The organism is Albimonas sp., from assembly GCF_055129145.1.
In genome coordinates this window covers 1-26,120 of sequence record NZ_JBSRTQ010000049.1, presented here as the reverse complement: position 1 = coordinate 26,120, position 26,120 = coordinate 1, and the positions used below count along the sequence as shown (strand labels likewise).

The following is a 26,120-nucleotide window of genomic DNA, read 5'->3' as shown; positions in this document are numbered from 1 at the left end:
CCCCCCCCCCCCCCCCCCCCCCGCGGGGGGGACGTCGGGGGTCAGGCGATGCCGAGCTGGTCCATCAGCTCCCTGAGCTTGCCGGCCGCGGTCGCGGCCTTCTCGGACTTGTTGCCCTCGGCCTCCAAGATGTCGACGGAGGCCTTGGCGAACAGCGCCTGCACGTCGTCGGGCCACTGGCGGACCTCGACGCCTTCGTTGGCGACGCCTTCCTTGAGGGTCGTGGTCTCGAGCAGCTGATATTCGGCGGTGCGCGCGTAGTAGCGGGTCTCGACCAGCGACATCAGGATCAGCCGCAGGTCGTCGGGCAGATCCTCCATCGCGTCGGCGTTGAACACCCAGCAGTCGGAGGTGAAGGCCAGCGGCGGGTGCATCTGATACTTGCAGACCTCCCACAGCGACATCGACTTCGCGCCCACGGCCGCGCCCCAATGCGCCCCGTCGACCACGCCCGACGACAGCGCCTGGTAAAGCTCCGAGCCCGCGATGTAGCTGGCCGAGGCCCCGGCGGCCGACAGGTAGTCGAGCAGCGCGCCCGAGGAGCGGACCTTGAGGGTGGCGAAGTCGGCGGCCGAGTTGACTTCCTTCGACAGCACCAGCTCGGTCGGATAGGATTTCTCGGCGCGGTAGATCACGCCTTCCTCTTCGGTTTCGGACGACATCAGCGCCTCGATCCCGAGATTCTTGTTGTAATGGCCCACCTGCCAGTAGTCGTTCAGCGTGCCGGGGATGCCGTAGGCGAAGGCCGAGGTCGTGGCGATCTGGGTCATGTAGGACGCGGACGAGGTCCCCGCCTGCACCACGCCCTTGCGCACGATGTCATAGATCTCCGGCCCCTTGGCGAATTCGCCGGCGCCGAACAGCTCCCAGGTGAAGCGGCCGTCGGTCTGCTCGGCGAGCATGTCGGCGAGCACCTGCAGGCTGCCGTCGAACGAGGCCGAGGCCTTGGGCCACACCGCCTGCACGCGCCAGTTGACCTCGCCCTTGGCGATGGCCGGCCCGATCAGCGCGGGGGCGGCGAGCACCGCGGCCCCGCCGCCGGCCAGCATGGCGCGACGGCTGGTCATGAAAGTCTCGGTCATGTCTGTCCTCCCTAAGCGCGCCCCGTCCGCAGCGGGTTCCGTGCGTGGCGCTTCGACGCCGGCGGAGCGCGCGCGCATCATGGACGCGCGTGCATCAACCGGTCAATGAAGACCGGGCGTGACCCGCTGAATTCGGCGCGGACGCCGTGTGCTTCCGGATGGCGCAGCCCGGAACCGGTCCGGACCGCGCCGTTCGGGCTCAGACGTAGCCGAGGTGCTTCATCAGGCCATTAAGCGCGTCGGCGCACTGGGCGGCCTTCTCGCTCTTCTCGGCCTCCTTCTTCAGGATCTCGCCCGAAGCCTGCGCGAACAGCGCCAGCACGTCGTCAGGGAAGTCTGCGACGATGACGCCGTCGTCCTTGACGCCCGCGGTCAGCGCCTCGGCCTCGCCCTCGAGATACTCGACCGAGCGCAGGTAGAACCGCTCCTCCAGGGTGCTGAGGAAGATCAGGCGGATGTCGTCGGGCAGGTCCTCCACCGCGTCGGCGTTGACCAGCCAGCCGTCGGAGGTGTAACCGAGCGGCGGCTTCATGTGGTATTTGCAGACCTCCCACAGCGACATCGACTTGGCGCCGATGGCCGCGCCCCAATGCGCCCCGTCGACCACGCCCGAGGACAGCGCCTGGTAGAGCTCGGAGCCCGCGATGTAGCTGGCCGAGGCCCCGGCGGAGGAGAGGTAGTCGAGCATCGCGCCCGAGGACCGCAGCTTGAGGGCGCGGAAGTCGTCGACCGACTTGACCTCCTTCGAGATCACCAGCTCGGTCGGGTAGACCTTTTCGGACCGGTAGATCACGCCCTCTTCCAGGATCTCGTCGGCGAACAGCTTCTCCACCCCGAGATTCTTCAGAAGATGCATGATCTCCCAGCTGTTGCGCAGCGTGCCGGGGATGCCGTAGGCGAAGCCGGCGCAGGTGCCGTAGTTCTCCAGATACGACGCCGAGGTCGTGCCCATCTGCACCACGCCCTTGGAGACGATGTTGAAGATCTCCGGGCCCTTGGCGAATTCGCCGGCGCCGAAGGTTTCCAGCGTCAGGCGGCCGTCGGTCTTCTCGGCCAGCACCTCGGCCAGCTTGCCGAGGCTGTCGTTGAACGAGCCCGAGGCCTTGGGCCAGTGCGACTGCACCCGCCAGTTGATTTCGCCCTTGGCGATGCCCTTGCCGATCAGCGCCGGCGCGGCGATCACGCCCAGCGCGCCGCCCCGGATCAGCGCGCGGCGATCGATGCCCTTGCGGTCTTCGGTCATGACGTTCTCCCTTTTTCTTTCCGGCGCCGGCGCGCCTCCCGCGCTCCGGCCTCCCCGAACGCCTCCCGCGCGGACCTCGGCGTCGTCCGGCTTCCCATGCGTCGCCCGCCCGCCGGATCGGCGGGATGGACGACGCGCGGCGCGCATCGGATGCGCCCGGTCGATCGCGGCTGCGAGAGGGTTTCGCGTTTCCCCTGAAATGTCCGGCATCGGCGCGCCGGCTTCTGTTTCGACGATTGAGACCATTTTTCCAACCGTCCGTCAACAAGAGGCCCGCCCGGCGGGTCGCCCGCTTCACGTCGCGCGGATTTGACGTTTCGGCGCATGCCGGGCCGCGACCGGCGCGGGCCGGCGCGATCCGCCCGCGCGCACCGACCCGCGGGTCGATGCGCGCGGCGACGCGCGAGGTGCGGCCGCGTTCGCCCTCGCGCCCCTGCCCGCGCCGGGTTACAACGCTCCCGCAACCTTGAAGGAGCCCGTGACATGCCGAGCTGGGACGGAGTGGTCGCCTCGCGCGCCGAGCAGCGGGAGCTCAAGCGCCGGGTCGCCCTGCGCGTCGCCGCGCGGGCCTTCAACGAGAAAGGCTATCACGGGACCTCGCTCGACGACATCGCCGAGGAGATCGGGGTGTCCAAGACCGCGCTCTATTATTACTTCAAGAACAAGGAGCAGCTGCTGTTCGAGTGTCTGCGCCTTTCCTACGATTGCGGGCAAACCGCGCGGCTGGAGACCGAGGCGCTGGGCGGCGCGGGCTACGAGCGGCTGCGCCACCTCTATCGCCGCTTCATGGTCCTGCTGATGGAGGAGCGCGGCGCCTTCACCACCCAGGCCAACCTGATGGCCCTGCCCGAGGACAAGCGCGAACAGCTGCTGGAGCGGCGTCGCCAGCTCGACCGCTATTCCCGGATGCTGCTGACCAAGTCGATCGAGGAAGGCGCGATCCGGCCGGTGGATGTGCGCATCACCTCGAATTACTTCCTCGGCGCGGTGAACTGGATCCTGCGCTGGTATTCGGACGACGAATCGAAAACGCCCGAGCAGATCTCCGAGATCTTTCTCGATCTGCTGATGAACGGCATCTCGCGGCCCGAGATGGGGCCTTTGGGCGAAAACTGAAGCGGGCGGAGCCGCCGTCGTCGATCCCTTCGAAAAACCTTTTTCCAATCAAGGGCGACGCTGTCAAAACCGGCGCTTTCCGCGGGCTGAAAACCAAAGTCGCCTGCCAATTATCATAAGTGAAACAGTCTATTAACCTTTCCATCTCATGAAAAAAATCGAACTTCACCGACGATTCCGACAGAAGATCGGATACAGGCCGTTTTACTGCGTCGCAGCGTAAGCTACCTCCGCGCTTGTGCCCGTGACGCTGGGGGAACCTGTCGTCATGAGCCCGCCGAAGCGTCCGCACCCCAAGCGGTGCGTTCGGCGGGTTGGCGCGCGGTCAACGACCCGCGCGCTTGGCGACATGGCCTGCCCGCCGTCCCACCGGCGGGCGACACGGCCTACTCGCCCCCCGGGCGGCGACGCTCCTGCCGTCGCCCGGGGTTTTCCACGCCCCTCAGCGCAGCCCGTCCGCGCCCTCGACGTCCCAGGCCTCGAGCCCGCCCATGCGGCTGTGGACCCGGCCGCCTTGCGCCATGACCAGGGCGAAGAGGATCTCCCCCGCCCGCGGCCCGTCGGGCAGCCCCACCTCCATCGCATCGAAATGCGAGCGGACATAGGCGGCGTTCACATGGCCGAGCGGCACGTCGAGCCGCGCGCCCATGCCGGCCACCTTCATCGCCGAGGGCACGATGGCCTTGGAGGGCGAGACCAGCGCCCGCATCGCGTAGCCGCCCGGCACATGCCAGAGCGCGCCATGCTCGATCTCGCCGCCCTCGCCGACGATGGCGCCCTTGCCGTAGGCGTCGACCTGATCGGGGCCGCCCATCGCCTCGACGAGCCGCGCGGCCATCATCGCGCCGAGCGGCTTGAGCGCGTCCATGGCGGGCGCCAGCTCGGCCGCGTAGGCGCCGGCGAAGGGGTTTTTCACGATGGCGAGCATCGCGGCGCGGCGGCGCGGGATTTCGGGGGCGGGGCCGCCCTCGTGAAAGATCTCTTCGACGATCAGGGCGGTGCGGCGGATCGGGAACGGGGTCATGGTTTCATCTCCCTTGGCCCCGTCAGGCGCGGGGCGCCCGCGACGCGGGTCCGGCCTGCGAGGGTCAGCGCGGCGGCCTCGATCAGGCCGCGCGCGCGCATGGTTTCGGCGACGAGAAGGCCGGAGGCGAGCGCCGCCTCCGCCTCCGCTTCGGTCAGCGGCCCGACGTCGAGCGTGACCAGCCGGTCGCCGAGGTCGCTGTCGGGCGCCTCGCCCCGCGCCGGCCCGCGGCGTATGGCGGGGTGGCCGGGCAGGTCGACGGCGTTGGCGATCAGCGTGGCGGCGACGTCGGCCTCCGCGGCGGTCCGCGCCAGCACCGTGACCGCGTCGGCGATGCCCAGCGAAAAGCTGCGCCCCCGCCAGCCGGAGGTGGCGACGCCGCGGGCCGCATCCTCCGCCCGGATCAGGGCGCGGCCGGCGCCGATGCGGTCGGGCTCGCCCAGCGCCACGGTCATCGCCTCGCCGGGGGTCAGCATCAGCGCGGCGTCGCCGCCGTTGTTGACATAGGCGCGGGCGAGGTCCCTGCCCTCGGTCATCGCCGCCAGCACGTCGTCGGCCACCGCGCCCGCCACCGCGGCCATCGGAGTCACGAAGGCTCCGGCATGGGGCAGGCAGGCGGCCCACATCCGTCGCGCCACCGGGCCCGCGGGCGGCGGGGCCGTGGGGTCGAGGGGGGCGCGCAGCGCCGAAAGCTCCGCCACCAGCGCGCCGAGCACCGAGGCGAAGCGCGCCTCCGCCTGGGCCAGGGCGGCGCGGATTTCGGCGGGGTCGCCGAAGGCTTCCGCCAGAAGGTCGATGGGGCCGTGATGCAGGTGCAGCCGCCGCCCGTCGGGCAGCATCGCCGCCTGCGCGCGCCAGCCGGGCGGCGCGGCCGCCGCGCTCACCGGGGCCAGGGCCATGACATCTCCGACGCAGGCCCGGGCCCCAGTCCGCGGGTCGCGCCGCCGTATTCGCCGCCCCTCGCCAGCACGTCTTCGACCGAGCGGATGGCGTCCATATGCCCGCCCATCGCTGCGTAGGCCTCCCGCGTCAGGGTGAATTCCAGCGGCGCCACCAGCGCCGGGGTGGGGACGTGGCCGAAGGACCGCTCGGGCAGGTCCATCACGTCGGCCATCAGGGTGATGCCGCCGCCCGGCCAGATCCAGACCGGCGCGCCGGCGCAGGTCACCTTTGTCTGCCCCGCCTGCACCGACCGCGTCAGGCGCACCGGGTTGCCGGTGACCCCGGCCCGCAGGCTGCCCCCCGCGCCGCCCACGAACATCACCGTGGTCATCGCCGGCTCGCAATTCTCCTCGATGACGGCGACCGGGCCTCTCAGCGCCTCGGGCAACGGCGCGGGGCGCGGGATCAGGTCCGCGTCCAGCACGTAGAACCCATGCTGCTCGCCGGTGGTGGAGACCATCAGCAGGCGCAGGCCGGGGCGGGCGCCTTTTTTCGGGTTCCACGCGCCGAGAATCTGCAACGGGTCGTCGATGTCGGCCCCGCCCCAGCCTTTGCCGGGCTTCGCCACCTTGAAGTAGCGCCCGGGGGTGGAGCGGCGGCCGTTGATGCGGATGCCGGTGTCGGGCCAGCCGATCTCCTTGCCCGCGGCGTGTTCGGAGACGACGCCGGTGATGTGGTCGTCGACCACGACCACCTCGTCGGCGAGCCCCTGCCACTGGGTGGCGAACATGCCGATGGTGGCGGAGCCGCAGCCGACGCGCATCCGGGTCTCCGCGACCCCGTCGATGATCGGCGCGACGCCGGCCTGGGCGATGACGGTGGCGCCGCCGTCGATGGTCAGCTCCACCGCCTCGCGGTTGCACAGGCGCAGGAGGGCGTCGCAGGTCACCCGGCCCTCGCGCTTCTCGCCCCCGGTCAGGTGGCGCACGCCCCCGAGGCTGAGCATCTGGCTCCCGTATTCGCCGGTGGTGACATGGCCCACCGGCTCGCCGTCGACGCGCACCGTGGCGGCCTCGTCCCCCAGATGCCGGTCGGTGTCGATCTTCAGCTTGGCGCCGCAATAGGAGAAGATGGCCTCGGTGACGACGGTGATCAGGTCGGCGCCCTCGACCTGGCGCGACACGATGAAGGGCGCGGGTTTGTAATCCGGGTAAGTGGTCCCGGCGCCGAGCCCGGTGACGAAGCGGCGCGCATCCGGCGCCGGCCCCCCGTCCCAGGGCACGTCGAGGAACGGGGTCACCGCCTCCCCCGCCGCCAGCGCCGCGTCGAGCACGGTGAGCGGATCGCAGCGGATGATGCGCCCGTCCTGGTTGGCATAGCGGTCGCAGGCGCCGGTCTTGCCCTCAGCCACGTAGCACATCACCGGACAGGCGTCGCAGCGGATTTTTTCGGCGGCGACGGGGGGGGTCGAAGTCTCGGTTCCGTCCATCATGCCCGCCCTCCCGGCCTGGCGCCCGGCGCCGCCCGGCGCCCCGTGGCCCCGCCGCGCGGGCGGAACGTCATGGCGCTCGGGACGGCGGTCGCGCGGCACGCGCGCGTTTCGAACATCGCGCGGCACGCGCGCGTTGAGAACGTCGCGCGGCACGCGCGCGCCGAGAGCGTCGCGCGGCGCCCGCCGGTCATGGCGCCCACCCCGCCGCTTTCGCCGCGTCGATCCCGGCCAGCACCCGATGCGGCAGCGCCGGAACCCGGGTGATCCGGGCGCCCGAGGCGTGGCGGATCGCGTTGAGGATCGCCGGCGCGGTGGGGATCAGCGCGTGTTCGCCCAGGCCCCGCGCGCCGAACGGCCCCTCGGGGTCCGGCGTCTCCAGCAGGATCGAGCGGATCGTCGGCATGTCGCCGGTGGTGGGGATCAGGTAGTCGTGCAGGTTCTCGGTGCGGCCGGGGATGAATTCCTCCATCAGCGCGAGGCCGAGGCCCTGCGCCACCCCGCCCTCGATCTGCCCCTCGGCCAGCATCGGATTGATCACCCGGCCGAGGTCATGGGCCGCCACCAGCCGCGCGACCTTCACCGTGCCCAGCGCCATGTCGACCGTCACTTCGGCGAGCTGGGCGCCATAGCCGTAGACCGCGTAGGGCGCGCCCTGCCCGTCGGCGTCGAGCGGCGTGGTCGGGGGGTCGTAGCGGGCCTCCGCCATCAGCGCATAGCCCTGCGCCGCCGCTTCGGGGGAAGGCGTCAGGCGGGAGAAATCCAGCGTCCGCGTCTCGCCCCGCGCCGTCGCCTCGATGCCGGAAGCGCTCGCCCGCAGGCGCGCATCCTCGCCCAGATTGGCGAGCCGCAGCAGCTGCGCGCGCAGCGCCGCCCCGGCCGCCTGCGCCGCGCGCCCGGTGACGAATGTCTGGCGGGAGGCGGAGGTCTTGCCGCAATCCGGGGTCAGCGCGGTGTCGGGTCCGATCAGGACCATCGCCTCGGGGGCGATGCCCAGCGCCTCGGCGCAGATCTGGGCGATGACGGTGTTCGAGCCCTGCCCGATATCCGTCGCCCCCTGATGCAGAACCACCCGCCCGTCGGCCCGCACCCCCACCCGCACGGTGGAGGGATTGGGCAGGCCGGTATTGCCGCAGCCATACCAGCAGGATGCGACGCCGACCCCGTGCCGCAGGCCGGAGCCGCCGGCATTCGCCGCCTCGGCGCGGGCGAGCGCCTCGGCCCAAGGCTCCGCCAGCGCATCGAGGCAGGCGCGGATGCCTACGCCGCGCAGCACCTGGCCGCAGACCGTCGCCTCGCCCTCGCCCAGCGCGTTCAGTCGGCGGAAGGCGAGGCGGTCGATGCCGAGCCGGATCGCCAGGTCATCATAAAGCGTCTCCTGCACCAGCGCCGCCTGCGGCACGCCGAAGCCGCGGAAGGCGCCCGACGGCGTGCCGTTGGTGTGGATCGCCCGCGCCTCGGCCCGGTAGTTGGGGGTGCGATAGGGGCCGGAGGCGTGAACCGGCACCCGGTTCGCCACCGTCGGCCCCCAGCTGGCATAGGCGCCGGTGTTGAAATCCCCGTCGAAATCCATCGCCACGATACGGCCCGAGGCGTCCGCCCCGATCCTCCCGCGCATCCGCGCCGGGTGCCGTTTGGTGGTGGAGGCCATGGACTCGGCGCGGCTGAACACCATCCGGCAGGGCCGACCCAGCTTCAGGACCGCGAGCCCCAGCAGCGGCTGCACCGACAGGTCGAGCTTCGCGCCGAAGCCGCCCCCCGCCGCGGCCACCCCGATCCGCACCCGTTCCTTCGGCAGGCCCAGCACCAAAGCCACGTCGTCGCGATCCATCACCGGAGCCTGCGTGCAGGCGGCGATGACCAGGACGTCGCCGTCGAGCCAGGCGGCGCCGGCCTCCGGCTCGATATAGGCGTGCTCGACATAGGCGGTTTCGAAGTCGACTTCGGCCACCTCGGCGGCGGCGGCCAACCCGGCCTCGGCGTCGCCCTGTCGGACGAGGCCTCGGATCAGCAGGTTGCCCGGGCGGTCGGGGTGGAGGAGGGCGGCGCCGGGGGCCGTCGCCTGATCAGGGGTCAGGGCGGCGGGCAGCGGCGTCCAGGTCACCGGGAAATCGGACAGGTCGAGGCCGGCCATCGCCTCGGCCTCGCCGGCGATGAGGGCGACGGCTTCGCCCCGGAAACGGGCGCCGGCGGCGGGCTCGGCGAGCGCCGGCTGGTCGGCGCAGTCCGGGATCACCCCGAAACGGTTGCGGCCGGGAATGTCGGCGGCGGTGAAGGCGGCGACGAGGCCGGGGCGGGCGGCGACCCAACCCGCGAGGTCGCCGAATTCGAAGCCCGCGCGGTGATGGGGGGAGCGCAGGGCGCGCAGCACCAGGGCGCCCTCGGGCCAGGCATCGGCCCCGAAGGTTTCGGCGCCATTGACCTTGGGGAGGCCGTCCAGACGCTCGATCCTCGCGCCGACGGGGGCGTGTTCGGGGGCGAGGGCGGCGGCGGCGCCCGGCGTCTCGGACCAGGCGGCGCAGACCGCGTCGATGATCTTCGAATAGCCCGTGCAGCGGCAGAGCACGCCGCCGAGCGCGTCCTCGGCCTCGCCCCGCGTCGGGCGCGGGGTGGCGGCCAGCAGGGCGGTGGCGGCCATCAGCATGCCGGGCGTGCAGATCCCGCATTGCGCCGCGCCGTGGCGCAGGAACGACCGTTGCAGCGCGTTGACCGCCGGCCCGCCGAGGCCCGCGACGGTGGTCACCGCCCGCCCCGCCGCCTGGCCGAGCGGGGTGAGGCAGGCGCAGACCGGCGCGCCATCGAGCAGGACCGTGCAGGAACCGCAATCGCCCGAGTCGCAGCCCGATTTCACGCCGCGGACGCCGGCCACCTCGCGCAGCGCGTCCGACAGGCGCCGGGCCGGGTCGGCTTTGAGGCGCGCGGGGCGGCCGTCCAGGAACAGCTCGATGCCCGAGACGGCGGCGGAGTCGGCGAAGGCGGAGTCGGGGCTCATGCGGCGGTCTCCGCAGCGAGGCGGGCGTCGGGCAGCGCGGCCAGAAGGGCGCGGCGCAGGATCTCGGCGGCGGCGCGGCCGCGGTAGGGGGCGTCGGCGCGGATGTCGTCGATGGGGGCGATATGGGGGGCGAGGGCCGCTTCGGTGATCGACGCGGCGAGGGAAGCGTCGGCGGGGCGGCCGATCAGCGCCGCTTCCAGCGCCGGCAGCCTGGTCGCCACCGGACCGCAAGCGCCCAGCGCCAGCGCGGCCGCGCGCACCGCGCCGCCCGACACCTCCAGCCGGACCGCGGCCATGGCGATGGAAATGACGAGATGCGCCCGCGCGCCCAGCTTGACGAAAGCCCCCCGCCCGGCCAGCGCGGCGGAGGGGAGGATCACCGCGACCAGCAGTTCGTCCCCGGCCAGCGCCGTGCGCCGGGGGCCGAGCAGGAAGTCCGGCAGGGCCAGCCGGCGGGTTCCGCGAACCGAGGCGAGCTCGACCTCCGCGTCGAGGCTCAGGAGCGGCGGGACCCCGTCGGCGGCGGGGGAGGCGTTGCAGAGATTGCCGCCGAGGGTGCCGCGGTTCTGGATCTGGATCGAGCCGACCTCGCGCGCGGCGGAGACCAGCCCGGCGCAGGCGGCGGGAAGGCGGGCGGCGACGATCTCGGACCAGGTCGCGGCGGCCCCGATGCGCAGCCCGTCCGCCCCGCATGCGATCCCCCGCAGCGCCGCGCAGGCGGTGAGGTCGAGCACCGAGCCGGGCAGCGTCGCCCGCGTGGTCAGGGCGTAGAGGTCGGTGCCCCCTGCCAGCGTCATCCTGGAGGCCGCGCCCGGCGCCCCGGTCCGGCCGGCCTCGCCCTGCCCCGCGCCGGACATCCCCGCGCGCAACGCCAGCGCGCGTTCGAGGCTCTCGGGCCGCTCGTAGCTCATCGGCGTCTCCGGCGGCGGGGCTCCCTGGCGTGGGCCTTTCCTGCGGCGACGGCGGCGGGAAAGGCGCGCTTTGGCGAGGGGCTGCGCCGCGATCGTTTGCGTGCAAACACAGCCTGCGCCCCGCCCTCGCAGGTTGTCAATCGACTCGCGCGCCCGCCCGCGGCCCTGTCAATTCCGCGGTGGTTGAGCTAGGGAGGAAACCGTACCGGCGTGGCGGAGGATGGCGGACGTGGCGATGGCGACCAAGGCGGGCGCGAGCAGGACGCGCGGCGCGGCCCAGGCGGCGGACGGCCCCCGAGGGGCCCGCCGCAACGCGTCCGGCCCCGACGCGGACCCCGACGCGAGCCGGGATTCGGGCTCCGAGATGAGCGCCAAGCCCGTCTCTCAGCCCGGCCTGCACGCCGCCTCGGACCCGGCCGCGGACGCCGACGCCTACCGGCTGGAATCCCAGGTTGGCCACATGCTGCGCCGGGCCAACCAGCGGCATCTGTCGATCTTCTCCGACCACATCCCCGACCTGACCCCGCGCCAGTTCGCGGCGCTGGCCAAGCTGCACGAGGACGGCCCCGTCAGCCAGAACCAGCTCGGCCGGGCCACCGCCATGGACGCGGCCACCATCAAGGGCGTGATCGACCGGCTCGCCAAGCGCGAGCTGGTGTCGACCGCCGCCTCCACCGACGACCGCCGCCGCCTGATCGTGTCGCTGACCGAAGCCGGCGAGGCCCTGTTCGGCGACGTCGCCGGCGCCGCCCTGGCGGTGACTGCGGCGACGCTCGCCCCGCTCGACGCCGAGGACCGGGCGCATCTTCTGCGCCTGCTGGTCCGCATCTCCTGATCCCGTTCGCGGCGACGCGGCCCCCGGGCCGCGCCGACCCGCCCCTGTCCGGCCCACGCCCATGATCAACATCGCCCAGCGCGTTCACGACCACCAATGGAAGATCGACCCGATCGTCCGCTCGGTCATCGACACCGATTTCTACAAGCTGCTGATGGCGCAGAGCGTGTTCCGCAACCGCCGCGAGGCGCGGGTGGAATTCTCGCTGATCAACCGCTCCGACGCGGTGCCGCTCGCCCGCCTGATCGACGAGGGGGAGCTGCGCGAGCAGCTCGACCATGTCCGCACCCTGCGCCTGACCCGGGGGGAAAGCACCTGGCTGCGGGGGAACACGTTCTACGGCAAGCGCTGGATGTTCACGCCGGATTTCATGCAGTGGCTCGATAATTTCCGCTTCCCCGACTACCATCTGGAGCGTCGCGGCGATCAATACGAGCTGACCTTCGAGGGCCCGTGGATGGACGCGATGATGTGGGAGATCCCCGCGCTCGCCATCCTGATGGAGCTGCGCTCGCGCGCCGTGCTGCGCGACATGGGCAAGTTCGAGCTGCAGATCCTTTACGCCCGGGCGATGAGCCGCGTCTGGGACAAGATCCAGCGGCTTCAGAAGCTGCCCGACGTGGCGGTGGCCGATTTCGGGGCGCGGCGGCGGCACTCGTTCCTCTGGCAGGACTGGTGCGTGCAGGCGATGATCGAGGGACTGGGCCCGCGCTTCACCGGCACCTCCAACTGCCTGGTCGCCATGCGCCAGGACATCGAGGCCATCGGCACCAACGCCCATGAGCTGCCGATGGTCTACTGCGCGCTGGCCGGCGACGACGACGAAGCGCTCGCCGCCGCCCCCTACCGCGTGCTGGAGGAGTGGCAGAAGGACTACGACGGCAATCTGCGCATCGTGTTGCCCGACACGTTCGGGTCGGCCGGCTTCTTCGCCCATGCGCCCGAATGGATCGCGCGCTGGACCGGGGTGCGGGTCGACAGCGGCGACCCGTTCGAAGCCGCCGAGGCCGCCATCGCCTTCTGGGAGCGGCACGGCCAGGACGTGTCGGAGAAGCGGATCATCTTCTCGGACGGGCTGGACATCGACCTGATCGAGCAGCTTTACGCGCGCTTCGCCGACCGCGCCAAGGTGTCCTTCGGCTGGGGCACGCTGCTGACCAACGATTTCCGCGGACTGGCGCCGGGCGACCGGCTCGCTCCGTTCAGCCTGGTCTGCAAGGCGGTGTCGGCGGACGGGCGGCCCTGCGTGAAGCTGTCGGACAACCCCCTGAAGGCCACCGGCCCGGCGGCGGAGATCGCGCGCTACAAGCGGGTGTTCGGCGTGGGCGAGCAGGCGCCGCGCGAAGTGGTGGTCTGACCCCCGACCGGTCCGGGCCCCGTCATCCGTGACGCCTCGGCTGACGGGCGGACTGCGGAGGCCTGCCCCAACGGCGCGGCTTCATGTTGACTTAAGGGAAGTTTTCGCATTCTCTTTTCGCCAAGTCCTTTCCCTGAAAGGAGAAAGTGACTTTTCGCACAAGCGGAGGCGGGGAGGACGAGGTCCATGGTATTGCCGTTGCTGGGGGCGCTCGGCGCCGCCGTGGTCCCGGCGCTCGCCAGTCGCGGGCTGGACCTGCTGACCGGCGTGTTCTCGGGCGCGGCCGACGCAGGCGCCCAGAAGGTGGCCAGGCTGATCGAGGATCAGACCGGCATCCGGATCGAGGACGTGGCCGAGCAGAAGCTGACCGAGGCGCAGTGGATCCGCCTCAAGGCGTTCGAGCTGCAGAACCAGGCCCTGCTGCTCGAGGCCGCCAAGGCGCAGGACGTCTCGGAGATCGAGCGGCGCCGGCTCGCCAACGAGGACCGCGAGAACGCCCGCGCCCTGCAGCGCGCCGCCCTGCGGTCCGACGACTGGCTCGCCCGCAACTTCATCTATCTCTACGCGACCACCATCACCGCGCTGACCTTCGCCTTCATCGGCTGGGCATCGTTCGGCGCGACCTTTTCGGTCGACGCGGCCGGCGACCTGACCAGCGCCGGGCTCGCCCAGTCGCGCATCGTCGACACGGTGCTGGGATTCCTGCTGGGGGTGACGCTGTCGGCCATCATCCAGTTCTTCTTCGGGTCGTCGCAAAGCTCCAGCCGCAAGAACGACACCATCGAATCCTTCATCGAAACCTCGCGCATCGCGCGTGAACCGGATGCGAAGCCGTGAGCCTGGTGACGGAGCAGGACCGCTTCCTGCGCGACGTCGCGCGCCTGATCGGCCGGGCGCATGACCTCGGCTTCGTGGTCTCGGCGGGCGAGCTTTACCGCACCATCGAACAGCAGCGCATCCATATGCGGGAGGGGCGCTCGAAGACCCTGTCGAGCCAGCACATGAAGCGGCTGGCCATCGACCTGAACTTCTTCGTCCGCGACGGGGAGGGGCTGGAGCTGTGCTATGACAAGCTCGTGCTCCAGACGCTCGGCGACTATTGGGAGGGGCTGGACCCCGCCAACGCCTGGGGCGGCAACTGGACGAGCTTCAAGGACACCCCCCATTTCGAGCGGCGCGAAGGGGTGAGCGCCCCGCCCCGGCGCGTGGCGGGCTCGGTGCTCGCTCCCGCGGCGTCGCCGTCTCCGCCGGCACGCCCCGCCATGGCCCCGTTTTCCGCCGGCGATATCGCGTCCGGCGCCCCTGCACCCGCTGCGCGGGAGGTCCCGGCGGCGGCGCCGGGCGCCATGACCTCGCTGCTTTCGGCCGAGGTCGGGCCCAAGCGCCCCAATATCCGCGACGATGTGGAGACGGTGCAGCTGCTGCTCAACCACGCCGCCGAGGACGGGCGGATCGCGCTGGAGGCGCCGCTGAAACCCGATGGCATCTATGGCGAGAAGACGCGGGTGGGGATCGAAGCGGCGCAGACCGCGCTGCTGGGGATGACCGAGCCGGACTCGGTGGCGACCCCCGGCGCGGGGACGGAACGTGCGTTGCGCGCGGGCGTGAAGCCGGTGTTTTCGGAGCGGCTGCTGCGGCTGGCGATGCTGGCGGCGGCGCCGGAGAAGGTGGAGACGTTCCATGAGCCCATCGCCCGCTGCTTCGCGCGGTTCGAGGTGACCACGCCGCTGCGCCAGGCGCATTTCCTCGCCCAGATCGGGCATGAGAGCGGCGAGCTGAGGTTCCAGGAGGAGATCGCCTCCGGCGTCGCCTATGAGGGGCGGACGGATCTGGGCAACGTCCAGTCGGGCGACGGCGAGCGGTTCAAGGGCCGCGGGCTGATCCAGCTCACGGGGCGCTACAATTACGAGAAATTCGCCGAGGCCGTGGGCCGCAAGGACGAGATCATGTCCACCCCGACCGTGGTGGCCGAGGACCTCGACCTCTGCGTCGGGGTGGCGGGCTGGTACTGGTCCGACCGCGGCCTGAACGCAGCGGCGGACCGGGACGACCTGATGCGGGTGACCAAGGTGATCAACGGCGGGGTCAACGGCATCGCCGACCGGCGGCGGCTGCTGGAGCGGTGCAAGGCGCTGTTCGGGTTGGCCTGATTTTTTATCGGCGGCGGCCGCGGCGTGCGGGCGGCGAGGTCCGGCGCGCCGGCACAGGGAATGCGGGCGCGCCGCATCGCGCGCGATCAGCCGCCGGTATGATTTGCATCAACGCGGCCGCCCCCGGCCTGGCGCAGGATCGAGCCGCGCCCGACTGGCGGGCGACGTATCGGGAGGATTCTCAATGACCGCCAATGTCGGAACGCTGGACCGGATCGTGCGCCTCATCCTGGGCGCGGCGCTGCTGGCGCTGGCCGCCTTCGTGCTCGTGGGCGTGTGGGCCTGGGTCGCCGGGATCGTCGGCGTGGTGATGCTGATCGTGGCCGCGACGCGGGTCTGCCCGATCTACCTGCCCTTCGGCATCCATACCTGACGCCTCATCCGGCGCAGGGTGGGTGAAAACCCGCCGACGCTTCGCGTCATGGTTCGCGCCTGCCCCTCCCGCGCGGCGGGTTCGCACCCGCCCTACGAGGCGTCGCGGTCGCGCGCCGCACGCAGCGCCGCGGTGCCGGGCGGATCGACCTCCGCGCCCGTCATCGCCACGCCGTAAAGCGCCGCGGCCTCCGCGAGCGAAACCCGGCCCAGCCGAACATCCTCGGCCACCGCCTGCGGATCGCGCGCGAACGGGTCGCCGTAGCCGCCGCCGCCGGGCGTCCCCACCCGCACCCGGTCGCCGGGACGGAGCGCGATGTCCTGCTCCTTCGACAGATGCTTGGGGATGTGGGAGACGCCGTCGCGCACCACCTCGATGGTGTTCGGCGCGCCGTCGCCCCCGCCGCGCACACCGGGGGGGCCGTAGCGGCCGTGGTCCATCACGAAACTCGCCCGGGATTCGCCGCGGCGCAGCTCGATCTCGTAGTCGAGGCCGAGGCCGCCGCGCGCCGTGCCTGCGCCGCCCGAACCCTCGCGCAGCGCGTAATGGCGGAAGAGAATGGGGAACTGCTGCTCCATGATCTCCACCGGCGGGGCCTTGGATATGCCGATGGTCGAGCAGCCGTTCGACAGCCCGTCGCCCAGCGCCGAGCCGCCATAGCCGCCGCCCGACAGCTGATACATCACGAAATTCCGCCCCTTGGCCGGGTCCGACCCGCCGAGCCCGAAGTTGCCGGAGGTGCCGGCGGGAGCCGCCGTGACCTTGTCGGGGATGGCGTTGACCAGGGCGAGAAACACCGACTCCGCGATGCGCTGCGAGGTTTCGGCCGCGCAGCCTGACACCGGGCGCGGGTAGTGGGCGTCGAGGAAGGTGCCCTCGATGCCGCGCACCTCCAGCGGCTCGAACGCGCCGGCGGAGATCGGGACGTCCGGGAAGATGTGGCGCATCGCGAGGTAGACGGCCGAGAGCGTGGTCGAGCGCACCGAGTTCATCGGCCCCATGCAGGGCGGCGAGGAGCCTGCGAAGTCGAAGACCAGCCCGTCGCCGTGACGCTCGACCGCGAGGCGGATCGCCAGCGGCTCATCGACCACGCCGTCGGAATCGACCCAGGCCACGGACTCGAACCGGCCCTCGGGGATGCCGCGGATATGGGCGCGGGTCTGCTCGGCGGCGCGGGCGCGCAGCTCGGCGATGGCCTGTTCGACCACCGCGTCGCCGTAGCGGTCGAGCATCTTCTCCAGCCGCGCGGCGCCCACGTCCAGCGCCGCGGCCTGGGCCTTCACGTCGCCTATACGCTGCTCGGCGACGCGGATGTTGGAGCAGATGATCTGATAGATTTCCTGGTCCAGAACGCCCTTCTTGAAGAGCCGCACCGGGGGAAGGCGCAGGCCTTCCTGCTCGACCGACGTGGCCGAGGCCGAGAAGCCGCCCGGGACCGCGCCGCCGGTGTCAGGCCAATGGCCGGTATTGGACAGCCAGCACCAGATTTTTCCGTCGCGGTAGAAGGGGCGGGCGAAGCGCACGTCCATCAGATGGGTGCCGCCGAGATAGGGGTCGTTGACGATGTAGACGTCGCCGGGTTCCGGGGCGGCGGTGATGCCGGCGCGGATCCGCTCCACCAGCACGCGGGTGCTCTCCTGCATCGCGCCGACGAAGACCGGCAGGCCGTCGGGGCCCTGGGCGATCAGCGAGCCGTCGACGGCCGAATAGATGCCGTCGGCCCGGTCGTTGGCTTCGGCGATCACCGGCGAGAAGGCCGCGCGGGTGAAGGCGAGATCCATCTCGTCGCAGGTCTGCGAGAGGCCGGCCTGGATGACCGACAGGGTGATGGGATCGAGGGGGGTCATTCCGAAACTCCGAGCTCGATCATCAGGTTGCCGTCGGCGTCGCCGCGGGCGGTGCAGAAGGGGTCGATGACCAGCGTGGCGTCGAGCTGCTCGACGATGGCGGGGCCGGCGATCTCGACCATCTGGGGGAGGTGCTCGCGACGGTAGACGGGGGTGTCCAGCCAGCCCGCGTCGAACCAGACGGGGCGGACGCCGGTCTGCGCTTCGGCCAGCGTGGCGCGTTGGCCGGCGGGGTCGATGAGCAGCGCGAGGTCGATCTCGCGCCGCACCCCGATCACCGAGACGCTGAGGTTCACAAGCGCGGGGCGGATTTCCGGCAGGGAGACGCGGAAACGGTCCCAGTAGGCGCGCTCGAACCGGGCCTGCAGGTCCTCGCGGGTGGGGGTCGGGCCGTCGAGCGCCACGCGCAGGAGATGGGTCTGGCCGATGAACTGCATGTCGGCGGAGCAGACGACGTCGATGCGCTCGACCGCCACGCTCTCCTGCCCGATCAGGGCGCGGCCCTCTTCGATGCGGCGGGCGAAGACGGCGTGAACATCGTCCATGTCGGCGATGTCGAGCGGGCGATTGACGGTATTCACGAAATCGTGGCGCAGGTCGGCGACGACGCAGCCGAGCGCATTGGTGATGCCGGGGCGGGCCGGGACCAGGACCCGGGGCACGCCCAGCTCGCGGGCCAGCGCCACCGCGTGCAGGGGGCCGGCGCCGCCGAAGGCGAAAAGCGCGAAGTCGCGGGGATCCTCGCCCAGCGACAGCGACACCATGCGGATCGCGCCGGCCATGCGGGCGTTGGCGACGCGGATCACCGCCGCCGCGGACTGGACGGCGGAGAGGCCGAGGGGGACGCCCAGTTCGGCGGCGAAGATCGCCTCGACATCCTCGATCCGCACCCCGCCCTCGACGGCGTTGAGGCGGGAGGGGTCGAGCCGGCCCAGCAGCAGGTTGGCGTCGGAGATGGTGGGGCGGGTCCCGCCGCGCCCGTAGCAGATCGGCCCGGGATCGGCGCCGGCGCTTTCGGGGCCGACTTCGAGCAGGCCCGAGGCGTTGACCCGGGCGATGGAACCGCCGCCAGCCCCCACGGTGCGCACGTCCACCATGGGGACGTGGATCGGCATGGCGTATTCGACCTCGATCTCGTTCGAGACCGCCGGTTTCGCGCCGCGGATCAGGGCGACGTCGGTGGAGGTGCCGCCCATGTCATAGGTCAGCAGGTCCGGCGCGCCGGCGCGGCGCCCGGTATAGGCCGCGGCCATCACGCCGGAGGCGGGGCCCGACATCACGGTCTTGGCGGCCTCCCGCGCCACCAGCCGGGCGGAGACCATGCCGCCGTTGCCGTTCATCACCAACAGGTCGTGGCGGTATCCGCGGGCGCGCAGCTCGTCGGCCAGCCGGTCCACATAGCGTTGCAGCAGCGGCTGGACGGAGGCGTTGGCCGCGGCGGTCACGCCGCGTTCGAACTCCCGGGATTCCGACAGGAGGGCATGGCCGAGGGTGACGTAGGCGTTGGGCCAGATCTCGGCCAGGATCTCGCCCGCCCGGATCTCATGGGCGGGGTTGGCGTAGGCGTGAAGGAAGTGGACGACGACGGACTCGCAGCCCGCGTCGAGCAGCCGGGCGGCGGCGGCGCGCAGGGCGGACTCGTCGAGCGGGGTGAGGACGGCGCCGTCGGCGTCCATCCGCTCGGGGACCTCGAGGCGCAGGTCGCGGGGGATGACGGGGGTGAAGGACCCGGTCATGCCGTAGGCCTGGGGGCGGGTGCGGCGGCCGAGCTCGATGATGTCGCGAAAGCCTTCCGTGGCGATCAGGCCGGCGCGGGACAGGCGGCGCTCCAGCACCGCATTCGTCGTCGCGGTGGTGCCGTGGACGATCAGGTCGACCCCGCCCACGTCGACGCCGGCCATGTCGAAGGCGGCGAGCACGCCGAAGGCCTGGTTGCGGGGCGTGGTCGGGGCCTTGGCGAGGCGCACCGCGCCCGCCGCCTCGTCCAGCCACACCAGGTCCGTGAAAGTCCCGCCGACATCGACGCCCGCAACCACGCTCATCCGCTTCTCCGTTCCGGTTCGGGCGTCTCCGAAATCATGGGGCCGCCGGGCTCATTTGCCTGCGAACAAATCCAACTCCGGACCGGACCGCCTGTCCAGCCTCAGACGCCCACATGCGCGTGCAGCAACGCGGGATCGTCGCGCAGGACCTGGGCGGCCACCGTCTCCTTCACCCGGCCGTTGTCGAGGAAGGTGACCCGGTCGGCCACGGAAAGCACCGCGTCGGCGCGCTGTTCGACGAGGATGATCGCCACGCCCTCGGCCTTCATCGCGGTCGCGGCCTCCCGGATCAGGGCGATCATCGAGGGCTGCAGGCCCTCGGTCGGCTCGTCCATCAGCAGGACCGAGGGCTCCAGGCAGAGCGCGCGCGCCATGGCGAGCATCTGCTGCTCGCCCCCCGAAAGCGTGCCGGCCCGCTGCCGCAGCCGGTCGCGCAGGCGGGGGAACATGGCGAGCATCCGCTCGCGCACCGCCGTCCCGCGATGCCGGGTCATCAGCCCGATGTCGAGGTTTTCGGAGACGGTGAGCTCCGCGAACAACCGCCGGCCCTGAGGCACGTAGCCGATGCCGCGGCGCGGGATCTCGTGGGGGGGGAGGCCGACCAGTTCCTCGCCCGCCAGCTTCACCGAGCCGGCGGCCGGCGGAACCAATCCCATGATCGCCTTCAGGGTCGTGGTCTTGCCGGCGCCGTTGCGGCCCATCACGCACAGGATCTCGCCGGCGCCGACCGAGAGGGACACCCCCCTCAGCACCTGAACCTTGCCGTAGCCGGCGTCGAGCCCGGAGACCTCCAGCATGCCTCAGCCTCCCAGATAGGCGCGTTGCACGGCGGCGTCGGCGCGGATGTCGGCCGGCGCGCCCTCGGCGAGCCTGGCTCCCATGTCGAGCACGGTGATGCGGTCGGCGAGCGCCATGACCACGTCCATGTTGTGCTCGATCAGCAGAACGGTGGCCTCCGCAGCGACTTCGCGGACCAGCGTTTTGAAGCCCTCGATCTCGCCGTCCGACAACCCTTGCGTGGGCTCGTCGAGGATCAGCAGCCGCGGGCGTTGGGCGAGACCCATGGCGATCTCGAGCAGGCGCTGGTGGCCGTAGGAGAGGTCGCCGGCGATCTGGGTCGCGCGGTCCGCCAGCCCGACGCGGTCGAGGGCGGCGAGCGTTTCGCGCTCCAGCCCCTCGCCGCGGGCGAGGCGGCGCTGGACCGCCAGCGCCACGTTGTCGAAGAGCGTGAGGTTGGCGAAGACCGACGTGATTTGAAAGGTGTAGGCCATGCCGCGGTTCATGCGGGCATGGGCGGGGAGGCGGGTGACGTCCTCTCCGGCGAAGCGGACCCGGCCCTCGGAAGGCTGGATGCGGCCGGAGAGCAGGCCGACGAAGGTGGTCTTTCCCGCGCCGTTGGGGCCGATGAGCGCGCGGATCTCGCCCGGATGCAGGGTGAAATCGACATGGTCGACGGCGGTGAGGCCGCCGAAGCGGCGGGTCAGGCCCTCGGTTTGCAGAAGGGGGGCGGTCATGGCAGCCACGGGGCCCAGCGGCGGCGGACCTCGCCGAGGAAGCCCGCGGGCGCGAAGAGCGTCAGCAGCACCAGGGCGGCGCCGGCCAGCAGCATGTAGGCGTCGGTGACGCCCGAGGTCAGGTCGATCAGGTAGAACATGAAGGCCGCCCCGATCAGGGGCCCGAGCACCGTGCCCGCCCCGCCCAGCAGCACCCAGAGCAGCGGCAGGATGGAGTATTGGACGGAGGCGAAGGTGGCGCCCACATAGCCGAAGAGCAGCCCGTAGGCCGCCCCCGCCGCCCCGCACATCGCGCCCGAGGCGACGATGGCGCCGAGCTTGTAGCGGGCGACGTCGTAGCCGAGCATCCTCGCGCGCTCCTCGTTCTCGCGGATCGCGATCAGCACGCGGCCGGCGGGGGAGCGGACCAGCATCAACGTCGCGATCATCGCCACGGCGAAGAGGATCAGGGCCGCGATGTAGCGGGCGTCGGCGTCGGCGAGGCTGAGGCCGAAGAGGCTCCGCGCCTCCTGCGCGATGACGAACCCCTCGTCGCCGCGGGTGAAGGCGTTGAAGTAGAGAATCGTGAGGTACCCCGCCTGCGCGAACATCAGGGTGACGATCATGAAGGCCACGCCCTGGGTGCGCAGGGCGAGCGCGCCGACGACCGCCGCCAGCGCCGCGGCGGCGGCGATGGCGAAGGGGAAGGCGAGTTCGGCCGGCCAGCCCAAGTGATACATGGGCATGCCGAGCCCGTAGAGGCCGGCGGCGAAGAACAGCGCGTGGCCGAGGCTCAGGAGCCCCGTGTAGCCGAACATCAGGTTGTAGCCGAGCGCGAAGGTGGCGAGCGTCAGAACCCGCGCCAGCACCCCGTGATGATAGTCCGGAAGCGCGAAATGCAGGGCCAGCAGGACCGCCAGCGCGGCGAGGTGCAGGCCGACGGGCTTCGCCGCGCCGCTCATGCCGGTTTCGCTCCGAACAGGCCCTGCGGGCGGAACACCAGCACCAGCGCGACCAGCAGGGTGGCGAGGATCTTCGCCAGCGTCGGCGAGAAGAAGACGGAGATGATCCCGTCGCTCATCCCGATCAGGATGGCGGCCACGACCGTGCCCTTCAGGCTGCCGAGCCCGCCGATGATCACCACGATGAAGGACAGCAGCAGCGGGTCGCCCCCCATCAGGTAATGCGCCTGCTGGATCGGCACGATCAGCACCCCGGCGGCGGCGGCGAGCGCCGCGCCGAGCGCGAAGGTCCAGGCGTAGACCCGGCCGACCGGGATCCCGAAGGCCTGCGCGGTTTCGCGGTCATATTGCGTCGCCCGCATGATCAGCCCGAAGCGCGAACGCGCGAGCACCGCCCAGACCGCGAGCAGCAGGGCCGCCGCGGCGACGATGACGAAGAGCTTGTAGGAGGTCGTCCCGAACCCCCATGGCCAGGTCCAGGCGAAACCGTCGGCGCCCCATTCGGGCCAGGGCAGCGCGATGCGGGTGTTGAAGGGGGGCTCGACGGGGCGGGCCTCGGGCCCGTAGCCCATCAGGGTCAGCTGCTGGAAGATGTAGAGCAGGCCGATGGTGGCGACGATGGTGCGCTCGGGGTCGTAGCCGACGCGGACGAGGATGGCGCGATCCGCGGCCCAGGCGAGCGCGCCGACGGCGAGCGGGGCCACGCCCAGCGCCGCGGCGAAGCCCGCCCAGGCCGGCAGGCCGAGCGTGCCGGCGACGAAGGTCGATGCGAACCAGGCGGCGACGGCGCCCAGCATGAAGAACTCGCCATGGGCGACGTTGACCACGCGCATGACGCCGAAGACCAGGCTGAGGCCGAGGGCGGTCAGCGACAGCGTCGCCGCCAGCACCGCGCCTTCCAGCGAGGCGAAGACCAGGTAGGGGCCGAAATCCAAGGGAGGCTCGCGCGGTCGGAGAAGAGGGGCGGGCGGGAGGCGGCGCCCCCTCCCCCGCAGGCGGAGAGGGGGGCGCCGGGTCAGGCGCGGATCGGAGCCGGGCTCAGCCCTGGCTCAGCCCCAACTCAGAACGACATCTTGGTGTAGTCGACCTCGTCGGGGTAGAACGTGTCCTCGGCGGTGGTGGCGTGCTGGACGATCAGCTTGCCGTTCTCGACCTTGGAGATGTATTGCGGCCCGAACACCTGATGGGTCTTGCCGTTGAAGATCTTGCGGCCCTGCGGATGCATGTCCGACATCGGCATCTCGCCCATCGCCTCCACTGCCTCGACCAGCTTCTGACGGTCGGCGGTGGTCTGGTAGCCGGCGGATTCCATGCCGGCCTTCAGGACGAAGAGGGTCTCCCAGCAGCCGAACATGTGGGCGAAGGTGGAGACGTCCTTGGGGTCCGATTTCGACGCCCCGTCGTCGTCCACCCCGACCTTGTCGCGGTAGAACTTCACCGGGTCCGGCGCGCCGGCCTGCAGGTAGCGGGGCATCCCCTCCCAGAAATAGGTGCCATCGAGGAATTCGAGGCCGGGAGAGGCGAGGTCGACCGCCTCGAGGCTGTCGATGAAGCCGAAGATGGGCGGGTGCGACGGACCGAAGAACTCGCCCAGCTCCTTCACGAAGGTCAGCACGCCGGGGCCGACCATGACGTGGTAGAGCACCTCGGTCTCCCGCGGGATCTGCGGGAAGTACTTGGAATAGCTGGTCTCGGTCGGCGGGATCGCGATGTGCTTGATGACCTCGCCGCCCTGGGCCTGGATCGCCGCGGTGAAGAAGTCGCGGTGGTCATGCCCGAACGCGTAGTCGGGGAAGACCATGGTGACCTTCTTGCCGAGGTTGCCCGCCACCCAGGGCGCCATGGCCATCACCTGGCTTTTCACGTCGGTGATGCCCGGCTGCAGGGTCCAGCGGTTGAGCGCGCCCGACGCCACGTGGTGCCCTTCCGACACCACGAAATAGGGCAGCTTCAGCTCTCCCGCCCGGGGGGCCGAGCCCATGACCACATGCGAGAAGAGGGTGCCGAAGCCCACGTCGCAGCCCAGCTGCGAGGCGAATTTCTCGACCACTTCCGCGCCGCGCTTGGGATCGGTGCCGTCATCTTCGGCCACGATCTCCACGGGTCGGCCGTTGATGCCGCCCATTTCGTTGATCAGGTCGGCGGCGGCCATGGTGGTGCGGTCGTACCAGCGGCCATAGGCGGCGCCGATGCCGGTGCGGTGCACCTGGAAGCCGACCTTGATCGGGGCCGACGACTGCGCCTGGATATAGGGCACGAAGCCGGGCAGCGCGCCCAGGCCGGCCCCGGCCGCGCCGGCGGCGGCGAGGCCCTTGATCGCGGTTCGGCGGCTGATGGATCCGCCAGCGGCGGGTTTCTTGACCTCGGTCATGACGGCAGACCCTCCTCGTCGGTCCCCCCGGCCTTCAAGCCGGTTTTGCAGGCACAGGCTGTATGTGTGCAAACGATATGTCCAGCCATTTCACGCCTGATCGCTCAGGCGCCTGTCGGAGCGGCAAGCAGCCACAGCCCGAACAGGGTGTAAACCACCATGAACACGGCGAGCGGGAATTGCGAGCGTGTCGCGCGCGCAGGATCGCCGGCGAGGCGCAGGGCGACCAGATGCGCCGTGGCGATCCCCGCCGCGTGCCCCGCCACCACCGCCCCGGCCTGGATCAGCCAGATCAGGCGGACGGTGCGATACTGGTTGAAGAACGACGTCGTCACCTGGTCCTGCGCATAGCCCAGCCCGGTCAGGTCCCAGCCCTTGTCGAGCGGATCGCCGAGCGCGGCGAGCAGATATTGCGACTCGACAAGGGCCGCCGGCAGGTAGTGGGCGACATGGTAGCCGGCGACGATGGGGACGAGGCCGAGCGCCAGCGCCTCCAGCGCCGCCGCGCTCGCCCGCATCCCGGCCATCGCCAGCCCGGCCATCGTGCAGGCGACGAAGACCACGCCCAGCGCCGCGACGGCGCCCAGAAGCCCCGCCAGCGACTCGGCCTGCACGGCGGAGCGGCCGGGGAATTCCAGCGGATTGACCCCGATGAAGGCGAGCCAGGCGAAGGTCTCGTTCAGCCCGTCGAAGCTGCCCGCCCCCAGCGCCGCCACCGCGAAGCCCCCCGCCCCCGCGACGAGGCCCGCGCGGGAGAGCGCGGCGGGGCCGAGCCCGGGGACCCGCAGCCGCGCCCGCCCGCCCTCGACCCTGAGAGGGGCGAGGGCGGCGAAGAGCGAGAGCCACAGGCCCAGCCCCTCGATCCGCCGCAGGGATTCGGGCCCGAAGACGAGGCCCGCCGCGAAGATCGCGGCCCAGTAGAGCGCCATCATCGTCGCCACCCGCGCGGGGTCGAGCGGGGCGACGTCGACCAGCGCGAAGCCGGCGATGGCGAGCCAGCTCGCCGCAGCGGGCCAGGCGCCCAGCCAGGCGGGGAGGGTCAGGCGCGGCGGCCGGCCTCGCGCCGCCAGCCGCAGCGGCCCGGTCCACGGGTTGAGGCCCCGCCAAAGGTCGCCGAACACCAGCTGAACCGTGGGGAGCAGCGCGATCACCCCGGTCCAGAGCATCAGCGGCGCGAGATTTTCGAGCGGGTCGCGGGGCCCGAACCACCCGATCAGGCACAGGCCCGCCAGCCAGGCGGCGGCGAGGAGGCTCGTCGCCATCCGAAAACCGTCGCCCGAGGGGAGGGCGATCGGCGCGGTCCATCCCTCGGCCAGCCGGGCCAGCCGGGCCCCGGGCACGACGGCCAGCAGCAGCGCGGTCAGCGCCACCACGGCGGCGCCGGCGGGAGCCCAGATCTCGGTCGGCAGCAGCATGACCAGCGCCCGCTCGCCGGTATGGGCGAAGGCGGCGGCGGGCCAGAGGGCGGCGAGGAGGAGGAGCGCGCGGATCATGGCCCGCATGGGGCCCCGTCCTGCGCGCCGGATCAATGGACGCGACGCCGCGGCCGGCCCCTTTGGGCGAGCCGCGCGACGTAGGGTCCGCCGCCATTTCGCAACGTCTGCCCCACCTGCGACCCCGCCAAAGCCGGACCCGACCGCTGCAACCTGATCGCGCGCCGGCTCCGCAGCCAAGCATCCGCGCATTTTCCCCGGGCGACGACGTCCGTCCACGATCCGCGACGCGCCGCGCCGCCTGACGGCATACCACCCGCACAGGTCTCCCCCCCGCTCGCCAGCCGGGGCGTTTTTCCTCCGCACCGCTCCCACGCCCCGGTCCGGGCCCGCCTGACCCGGGCGCCGCATCCCGGCGCCCCCACTGCGATGCACTCCCGGTCCGGCGCGGCCGGCAGCCGGCGCCGTCGACGCCCAGTCTCCGCCCAAGCCCGTCTTCACGCCCCCTTCGCCGCAAC

21 protein-coding genes are annotated in these 26,120 nt (G+C 71.6%); 6 read left to right on the top strand and 15 right to left on the bottom strand.

Translation table 11 applies throughout. From position 1 onward, the window contains the following. Positions 1–41: 41 nt before the first annotated feature. Positions 42–1,082 carry a TRAP transporter substrate-binding protein DctP gene (dctP, locus tag ACTB72_RS09975; RefSeq protein WP_463036843.1) on the bottom strand — a complete coding sequence of 347 codons (1,041 nt, stop codon included), beginning with the start codon at positions 1,080–1,082 and terminating at the stop codon, positions 42–44. A gap of 199 nt (positions 1,083–1,281) precedes the next feature. Then, positions 1,282–2,325, bottom strand: a complete 1,044-nt coding sequence (gene dctP, locus ACTB72_RS09970) for a TRAP transporter substrate-binding protein DctP (protein ID WP_463036842.1) — start codon at positions 2,323–2,325, stop codon at positions 1,282–1,284. 483 nt (positions 2,326–2,808) lie between these two features. On the opposite strand from dctP (ACTB72_RS09970), the gene ACTB72_RS09965 reads away from it, so the two are divergent. Then, a complete protein-coding gene (locus tag ACTB72_RS09965) occupies positions 2,809–3,441 on the top strand; it encodes a TetR/AcrR family transcriptional regulator (protein WP_463036841.1) in 633 nt (210 codons plus the stop codon). Between the two features lie 442 nt (positions 3,442–3,883). On the opposite strand, the gene ACTB72_RS09960 is transcribed toward ACTB72_RS09965, so the two are convergent. From ACTB72_RS09960 to ACTB72_RS09940, 5 genes are all read right to left on the bottom strand, one after another. After that, complete coding sequence (locus ACTB72_RS09960; protein ID WP_463036840.1) at positions 3,884–4,465, bottom strand: amino acid synthesis family protein; 582 nt, start codon at positions 4,463–4,465, stop codon at positions 3,884–3,886. After that, positions 4,462–5,364: a UPF0280 family protein gene (locus ACTB72_RS09955; RefSeq protein WP_463036839.1), complete on the bottom strand. Its 903-nt coding sequence runs from the start codon at positions 5,362–5,364 to the stop codon at positions 4,462–4,464. The genes ACTB72_RS09960 and ACTB72_RS09955 overlap by 4 nt, the downstream gene beginning before the upstream one ends. Continuing rightward, positions 5,346–6,836, bottom strand: coding sequence for a 6-hydroxynicotinate reductase (locus ACTB72_RS09950; RefSeq protein WP_463036844.1), 1,491 nt, complete (start codon positions 6,834–6,836; stop codon positions 5,346–5,348). The genes ACTB72_RS09955 and ACTB72_RS09950 overlap by 19 nt, the downstream gene beginning before the upstream one ends. 190 nt (positions 6,837–7,026) lie before the next feature. After that, positions 7,027–9,828 (bottom strand): molybdopterin-dependent oxidoreductase, encoded by a 2,802-nt coding sequence (locus tag ACTB72_RS09945; RefSeq protein WP_463036838.1) that lies wholly within the window; start codon positions 9,826–9,828, stop codon positions 7,027–7,029. Beyond that, entirely contained in the window at positions 9,825–10,739 is a 915-nt protein-coding gene (locus tag ACTB72_RS09940) for an FAD binding domain-containing protein (protein ID WP_463036837.1), read from the bottom strand. Before ACTB72_RS09940 ends, ACTB72_RS09945 begins: the two co-directional genes overlap by 4 nt. A gap of 364 nt (positions 10,740–11,103) precedes the next feature. Between ACTB72_RS09940 and ACTB72_RS09935 the strand changes: the two genes are divergently transcribed. From ACTB72_RS09935 to ACTB72_RS09915, 5 genes are all read left to right on the top strand, one after another. Beyond that, on the top strand, positions 11,104–11,574 hold the full coding sequence (locus ACTB72_RS09935) for a MarR family winged helix-turn-helix transcriptional regulator (protein ID WP_463036836.1): 471 nt from the start codon (positions 11,104–11,106) through the stop codon (positions 11,572–11,574). A 61-nt stretch (positions 11,575–11,635) separates the two neighbouring features. Beyond that, positions 11,636–12,931, top strand: a complete 1,296-nt coding sequence (pncB, locus tag ACTB72_RS09930) for a nicotinate phosphoribosyltransferase (protein WP_463036835.1) — start codon at positions 11,636–11,638, stop codon at positions 12,929–12,931. 186 nt (positions 12,932–13,117) lie between these two features. After that, complete coding sequence (locus ACTB72_RS09925; RefSeq protein ID WP_463036834.1) at positions 13,118–13,768, top strand: hypothetical protein; 651 nt, start codon at positions 13,118–13,120, stop codon at positions 13,766–13,768. Further along, a complete protein-coding gene (locus ACTB72_RS09920) occupies positions 13,765–15,081 on the top strand; it encodes a M15 family metallopeptidase (RefSeq protein WP_463036833.1) in 1,317 nt (438 codons plus the stop codon). Before ACTB72_RS09925 ends, ACTB72_RS09920 begins: the two co-directional genes overlap by 4 nt. A gap of 184 nt (positions 15,082–15,265) precedes the next feature. After that, positions 15,266–15,454, top strand: coding sequence for a YgaP family membrane protein (locus ACTB72_RS09915; RefSeq protein WP_463036832.1), 189 nt, complete (start codon positions 15,266–15,268; stop codon positions 15,452–15,454). Positions 15,455–15,546: 92 nt separating this feature from the next. Here the strand turns inward: ACTB72_RS09915 and ACTB72_RS09910 are convergent, their stop codons facing one another. From ACTB72_RS09910 to ACTB72_RS09875, 8 genes are all read right to left on the bottom strand, one after another. Then, a complete protein-coding gene (locus ACTB72_RS09910; protein ID WP_463036831.1) occupies positions 15,547–17,301 on the bottom strand; it encodes a hydantoinase B/oxoprolinase family protein in 1,755 nt (584 codons plus the stop codon). Continuing rightward, a complete protein-coding gene (locus ACTB72_RS09905) occupies positions 17,298–19,343 on the bottom strand; it encodes a hydantoinase/oxoprolinase family protein (RefSeq protein WP_463036830.1) in 2,046 nt (681 codons plus the stop codon). The genes ACTB72_RS09910 and ACTB72_RS09905 overlap by 4 nt, the downstream gene beginning before the upstream one ends. A 101-nt stretch (positions 19,344–19,444) precedes the next feature. Further along, positions 19,445–20,140, bottom strand: coding sequence for an ABC transporter ATP-binding protein (locus ACTB72_RS09900; protein ID WP_463036829.1), 696 nt, complete (start codon positions 20,138–20,140; stop codon positions 19,445–19,447). Positions 20,141–20,143: 3 nt separating this feature from the next. Continuing rightward, the gene (locus tag ACTB72_RS09895; RefSeq protein WP_463036828.1) at positions 20,144–20,857 is read right to left on the bottom strand and encodes an ABC transporter ATP-binding protein; all 714 of its coding nucleotides are present in this window, start codon (positions 20,855–20,857) and stop codon (positions 20,144–20,146) included. Then, positions 20,854–21,798: a branched-chain amino acid ABC transporter permease gene (locus ACTB72_RS09890; RefSeq protein ID WP_463036827.1), complete on the bottom strand. Its 945-nt coding sequence runs from the start codon at positions 21,796–21,798 to the stop codon at positions 20,854–20,856. The genes ACTB72_RS09895 and ACTB72_RS09890 overlap by 4 nt, the downstream gene beginning before the upstream one ends. Beyond that, entirely contained in the window at positions 21,795–22,733 is a 939-nt protein-coding gene (locus ACTB72_RS09885) for a branched-chain amino acid ABC transporter permease (protein ID WP_463036826.1), read from the bottom strand. Before ACTB72_RS09885 ends, ACTB72_RS09890 begins: the two co-directional genes overlap by 4 nt. A gap of 125 nt (positions 22,734–22,858) precedes the next feature. Then, complete coding sequence (locus ACTB72_RS09880) at positions 22,859–24,169, bottom strand: ABC transporter substrate-binding protein (RefSeq protein ID WP_463036825.1); 1,311 nt, start codon at positions 24,167–24,169, stop codon at positions 22,859–22,861. 104 nt (positions 24,170–24,273) lie between these two features. After that, positions 24,274–25,671 (bottom strand): hypothetical protein, encoded by a 1,398-nt coding sequence (locus tag ACTB72_RS09875; RefSeq protein ID WP_463036824.1) that lies wholly within the window; start codon positions 25,669–25,671, stop codon positions 24,274–24,276. Positions 25,672–26,120 lie beyond the last annotated feature (449 nt).

What these genes read in the sequence shown, in the direction of transcription:
- ACTB72_RS09935 (WP_463036836.1), top strand. Translation starts at nt 11,104, where the DNA reads ATGAGCGCCAAGCCCGTCTCTCAGCCCGGCCTGCACGCCGCCTCGGAC.
- ACTB72_RS09915 (WP_463036832.1), top strand. Translation starts at nt 15,266, where the DNA reads ATGACCGCCAATGTCGGAACGCTGGACCGGATCGTGCGCCTCATCCTG.
- ACTB72_RS09925 (WP_463036834.1), top strand. Translation starts at nt 13,118, where the DNA reads ATGGTATTGCCGTTGCTGGGGGCGCTCGGCGCCGCCGTGGTCCCGGCG.
- dctP (WP_463036843.1), bottom strand. Translation starts at nt 1,082, where the DNA reads ATGACCGAGACTTTCATGACCAGCCGTCGCGCCATGCTGGCCGGCGGC.
- ACTB72_RS09895 (WP_463036828.1), bottom strand. Translation starts at nt 20,857, where the DNA reads ATGACCGCCCCCCTTCTGCAAACCGAGGGCCTGACCCGCCGCTTCGGC.
- ACTB72_RS09945 (WP_463036838.1), bottom strand. Translation starts at nt 9,828, where the DNA reads ATGAGCCCCGACTCCGCCTTCGCCGACTCCGCCGCCGTCTCGGGCATC.
- ACTB72_RS09940 (WP_463036837.1), bottom strand. Translation starts at nt 10,739, where the DNA reads ATGAGCTACGAGCGGCCCGAGAGCCTCGAACGCGCGCTGGCGTTGCGC.
- ACTB72_RS09965 (WP_463036841.1), top strand. Translation starts at nt 2,809, where the DNA reads ATGCCGAGCTGGGACGGAGTGGTCGCCTCGCGCGCCGAGCAGCGGGAG.
- ACTB72_RS09880 (WP_463036825.1), bottom strand. Translation starts at nt 24,169, where the DNA reads ATGACCGAGGTCAAGAAACCCGCCGCTGGCGGATCCATCAGCCGCCGA.
- ACTB72_RS09905 (WP_463036830.1), bottom strand. Translation starts at nt 19,343, where the DNA reads ATGAGCGTGGTTGCGGGCGTCGATGTCGGCGGGACTTTCACGGACCTG.
- ACTB72_RS09950 (WP_463036844.1), bottom strand. Translation starts at nt 6,836, where the DNA reads ATGGACGGAACCGAGACTTCGACCCCCCCCGTCGCCGCCGAAAAAATC.
- pncB (WP_463036835.1), top strand. Translation starts at nt 11,636, where the DNA reads ATGATCAACATCGCCCAGCGCGTTCACGACCACCAATGGAAGATCGAC.
- ACTB72_RS09890 (WP_463036827.1), bottom strand. Translation starts at nt 21,798, where the DNA reads ATGAGCGGCGCGGCGAAGCCCGTCGGCCTGCACCTCGCCGCGCTGGCG.
- ACTB72_RS09960 (WP_463036840.1), bottom strand. Translation starts at nt 4,465, where the DNA reads ATGACCCCGTTCCCGATCCGCCGCACCGCCCTGATCGTCGAAGAGATC.
- ACTB72_RS09900 (WP_463036829.1), bottom strand. Translation starts at nt 20,140, where the DNA reads ATGCTGGAGGTCTCCGGGCTCGACGCCGGCTACGGCAAGGTTCAGGTG.
- dctP (WP_463036842.1), bottom strand. Translation starts at nt 2,325, where the DNA reads ATGACCGAAGACCGCAAGGGCATCGATCGCCGCGCGCTGATCCGGGGC.
- ACTB72_RS09955 (WP_463036839.1), bottom strand. Translation starts at nt 5,364, where the DNA reads ATGGCCCTGGCCCCGGTGAGCGCGGCGGCCGCGCCGCCCGGCTGGCGC.
- ACTB72_RS09875 (WP_463036824.1), bottom strand. Translation starts at nt 25,671, where the DNA reads ATGCGGGCCATGATCCGCGCGCTCCTCCTCCTCGCCGCCCTCTGGCCC.
- ACTB72_RS09910 (WP_463036831.1), bottom strand. Translation starts at nt 17,301, where the DNA reads ATGACCCCCCTCGATCCCATCACCCTGTCGGTCATCCAGGCCGGCCTC.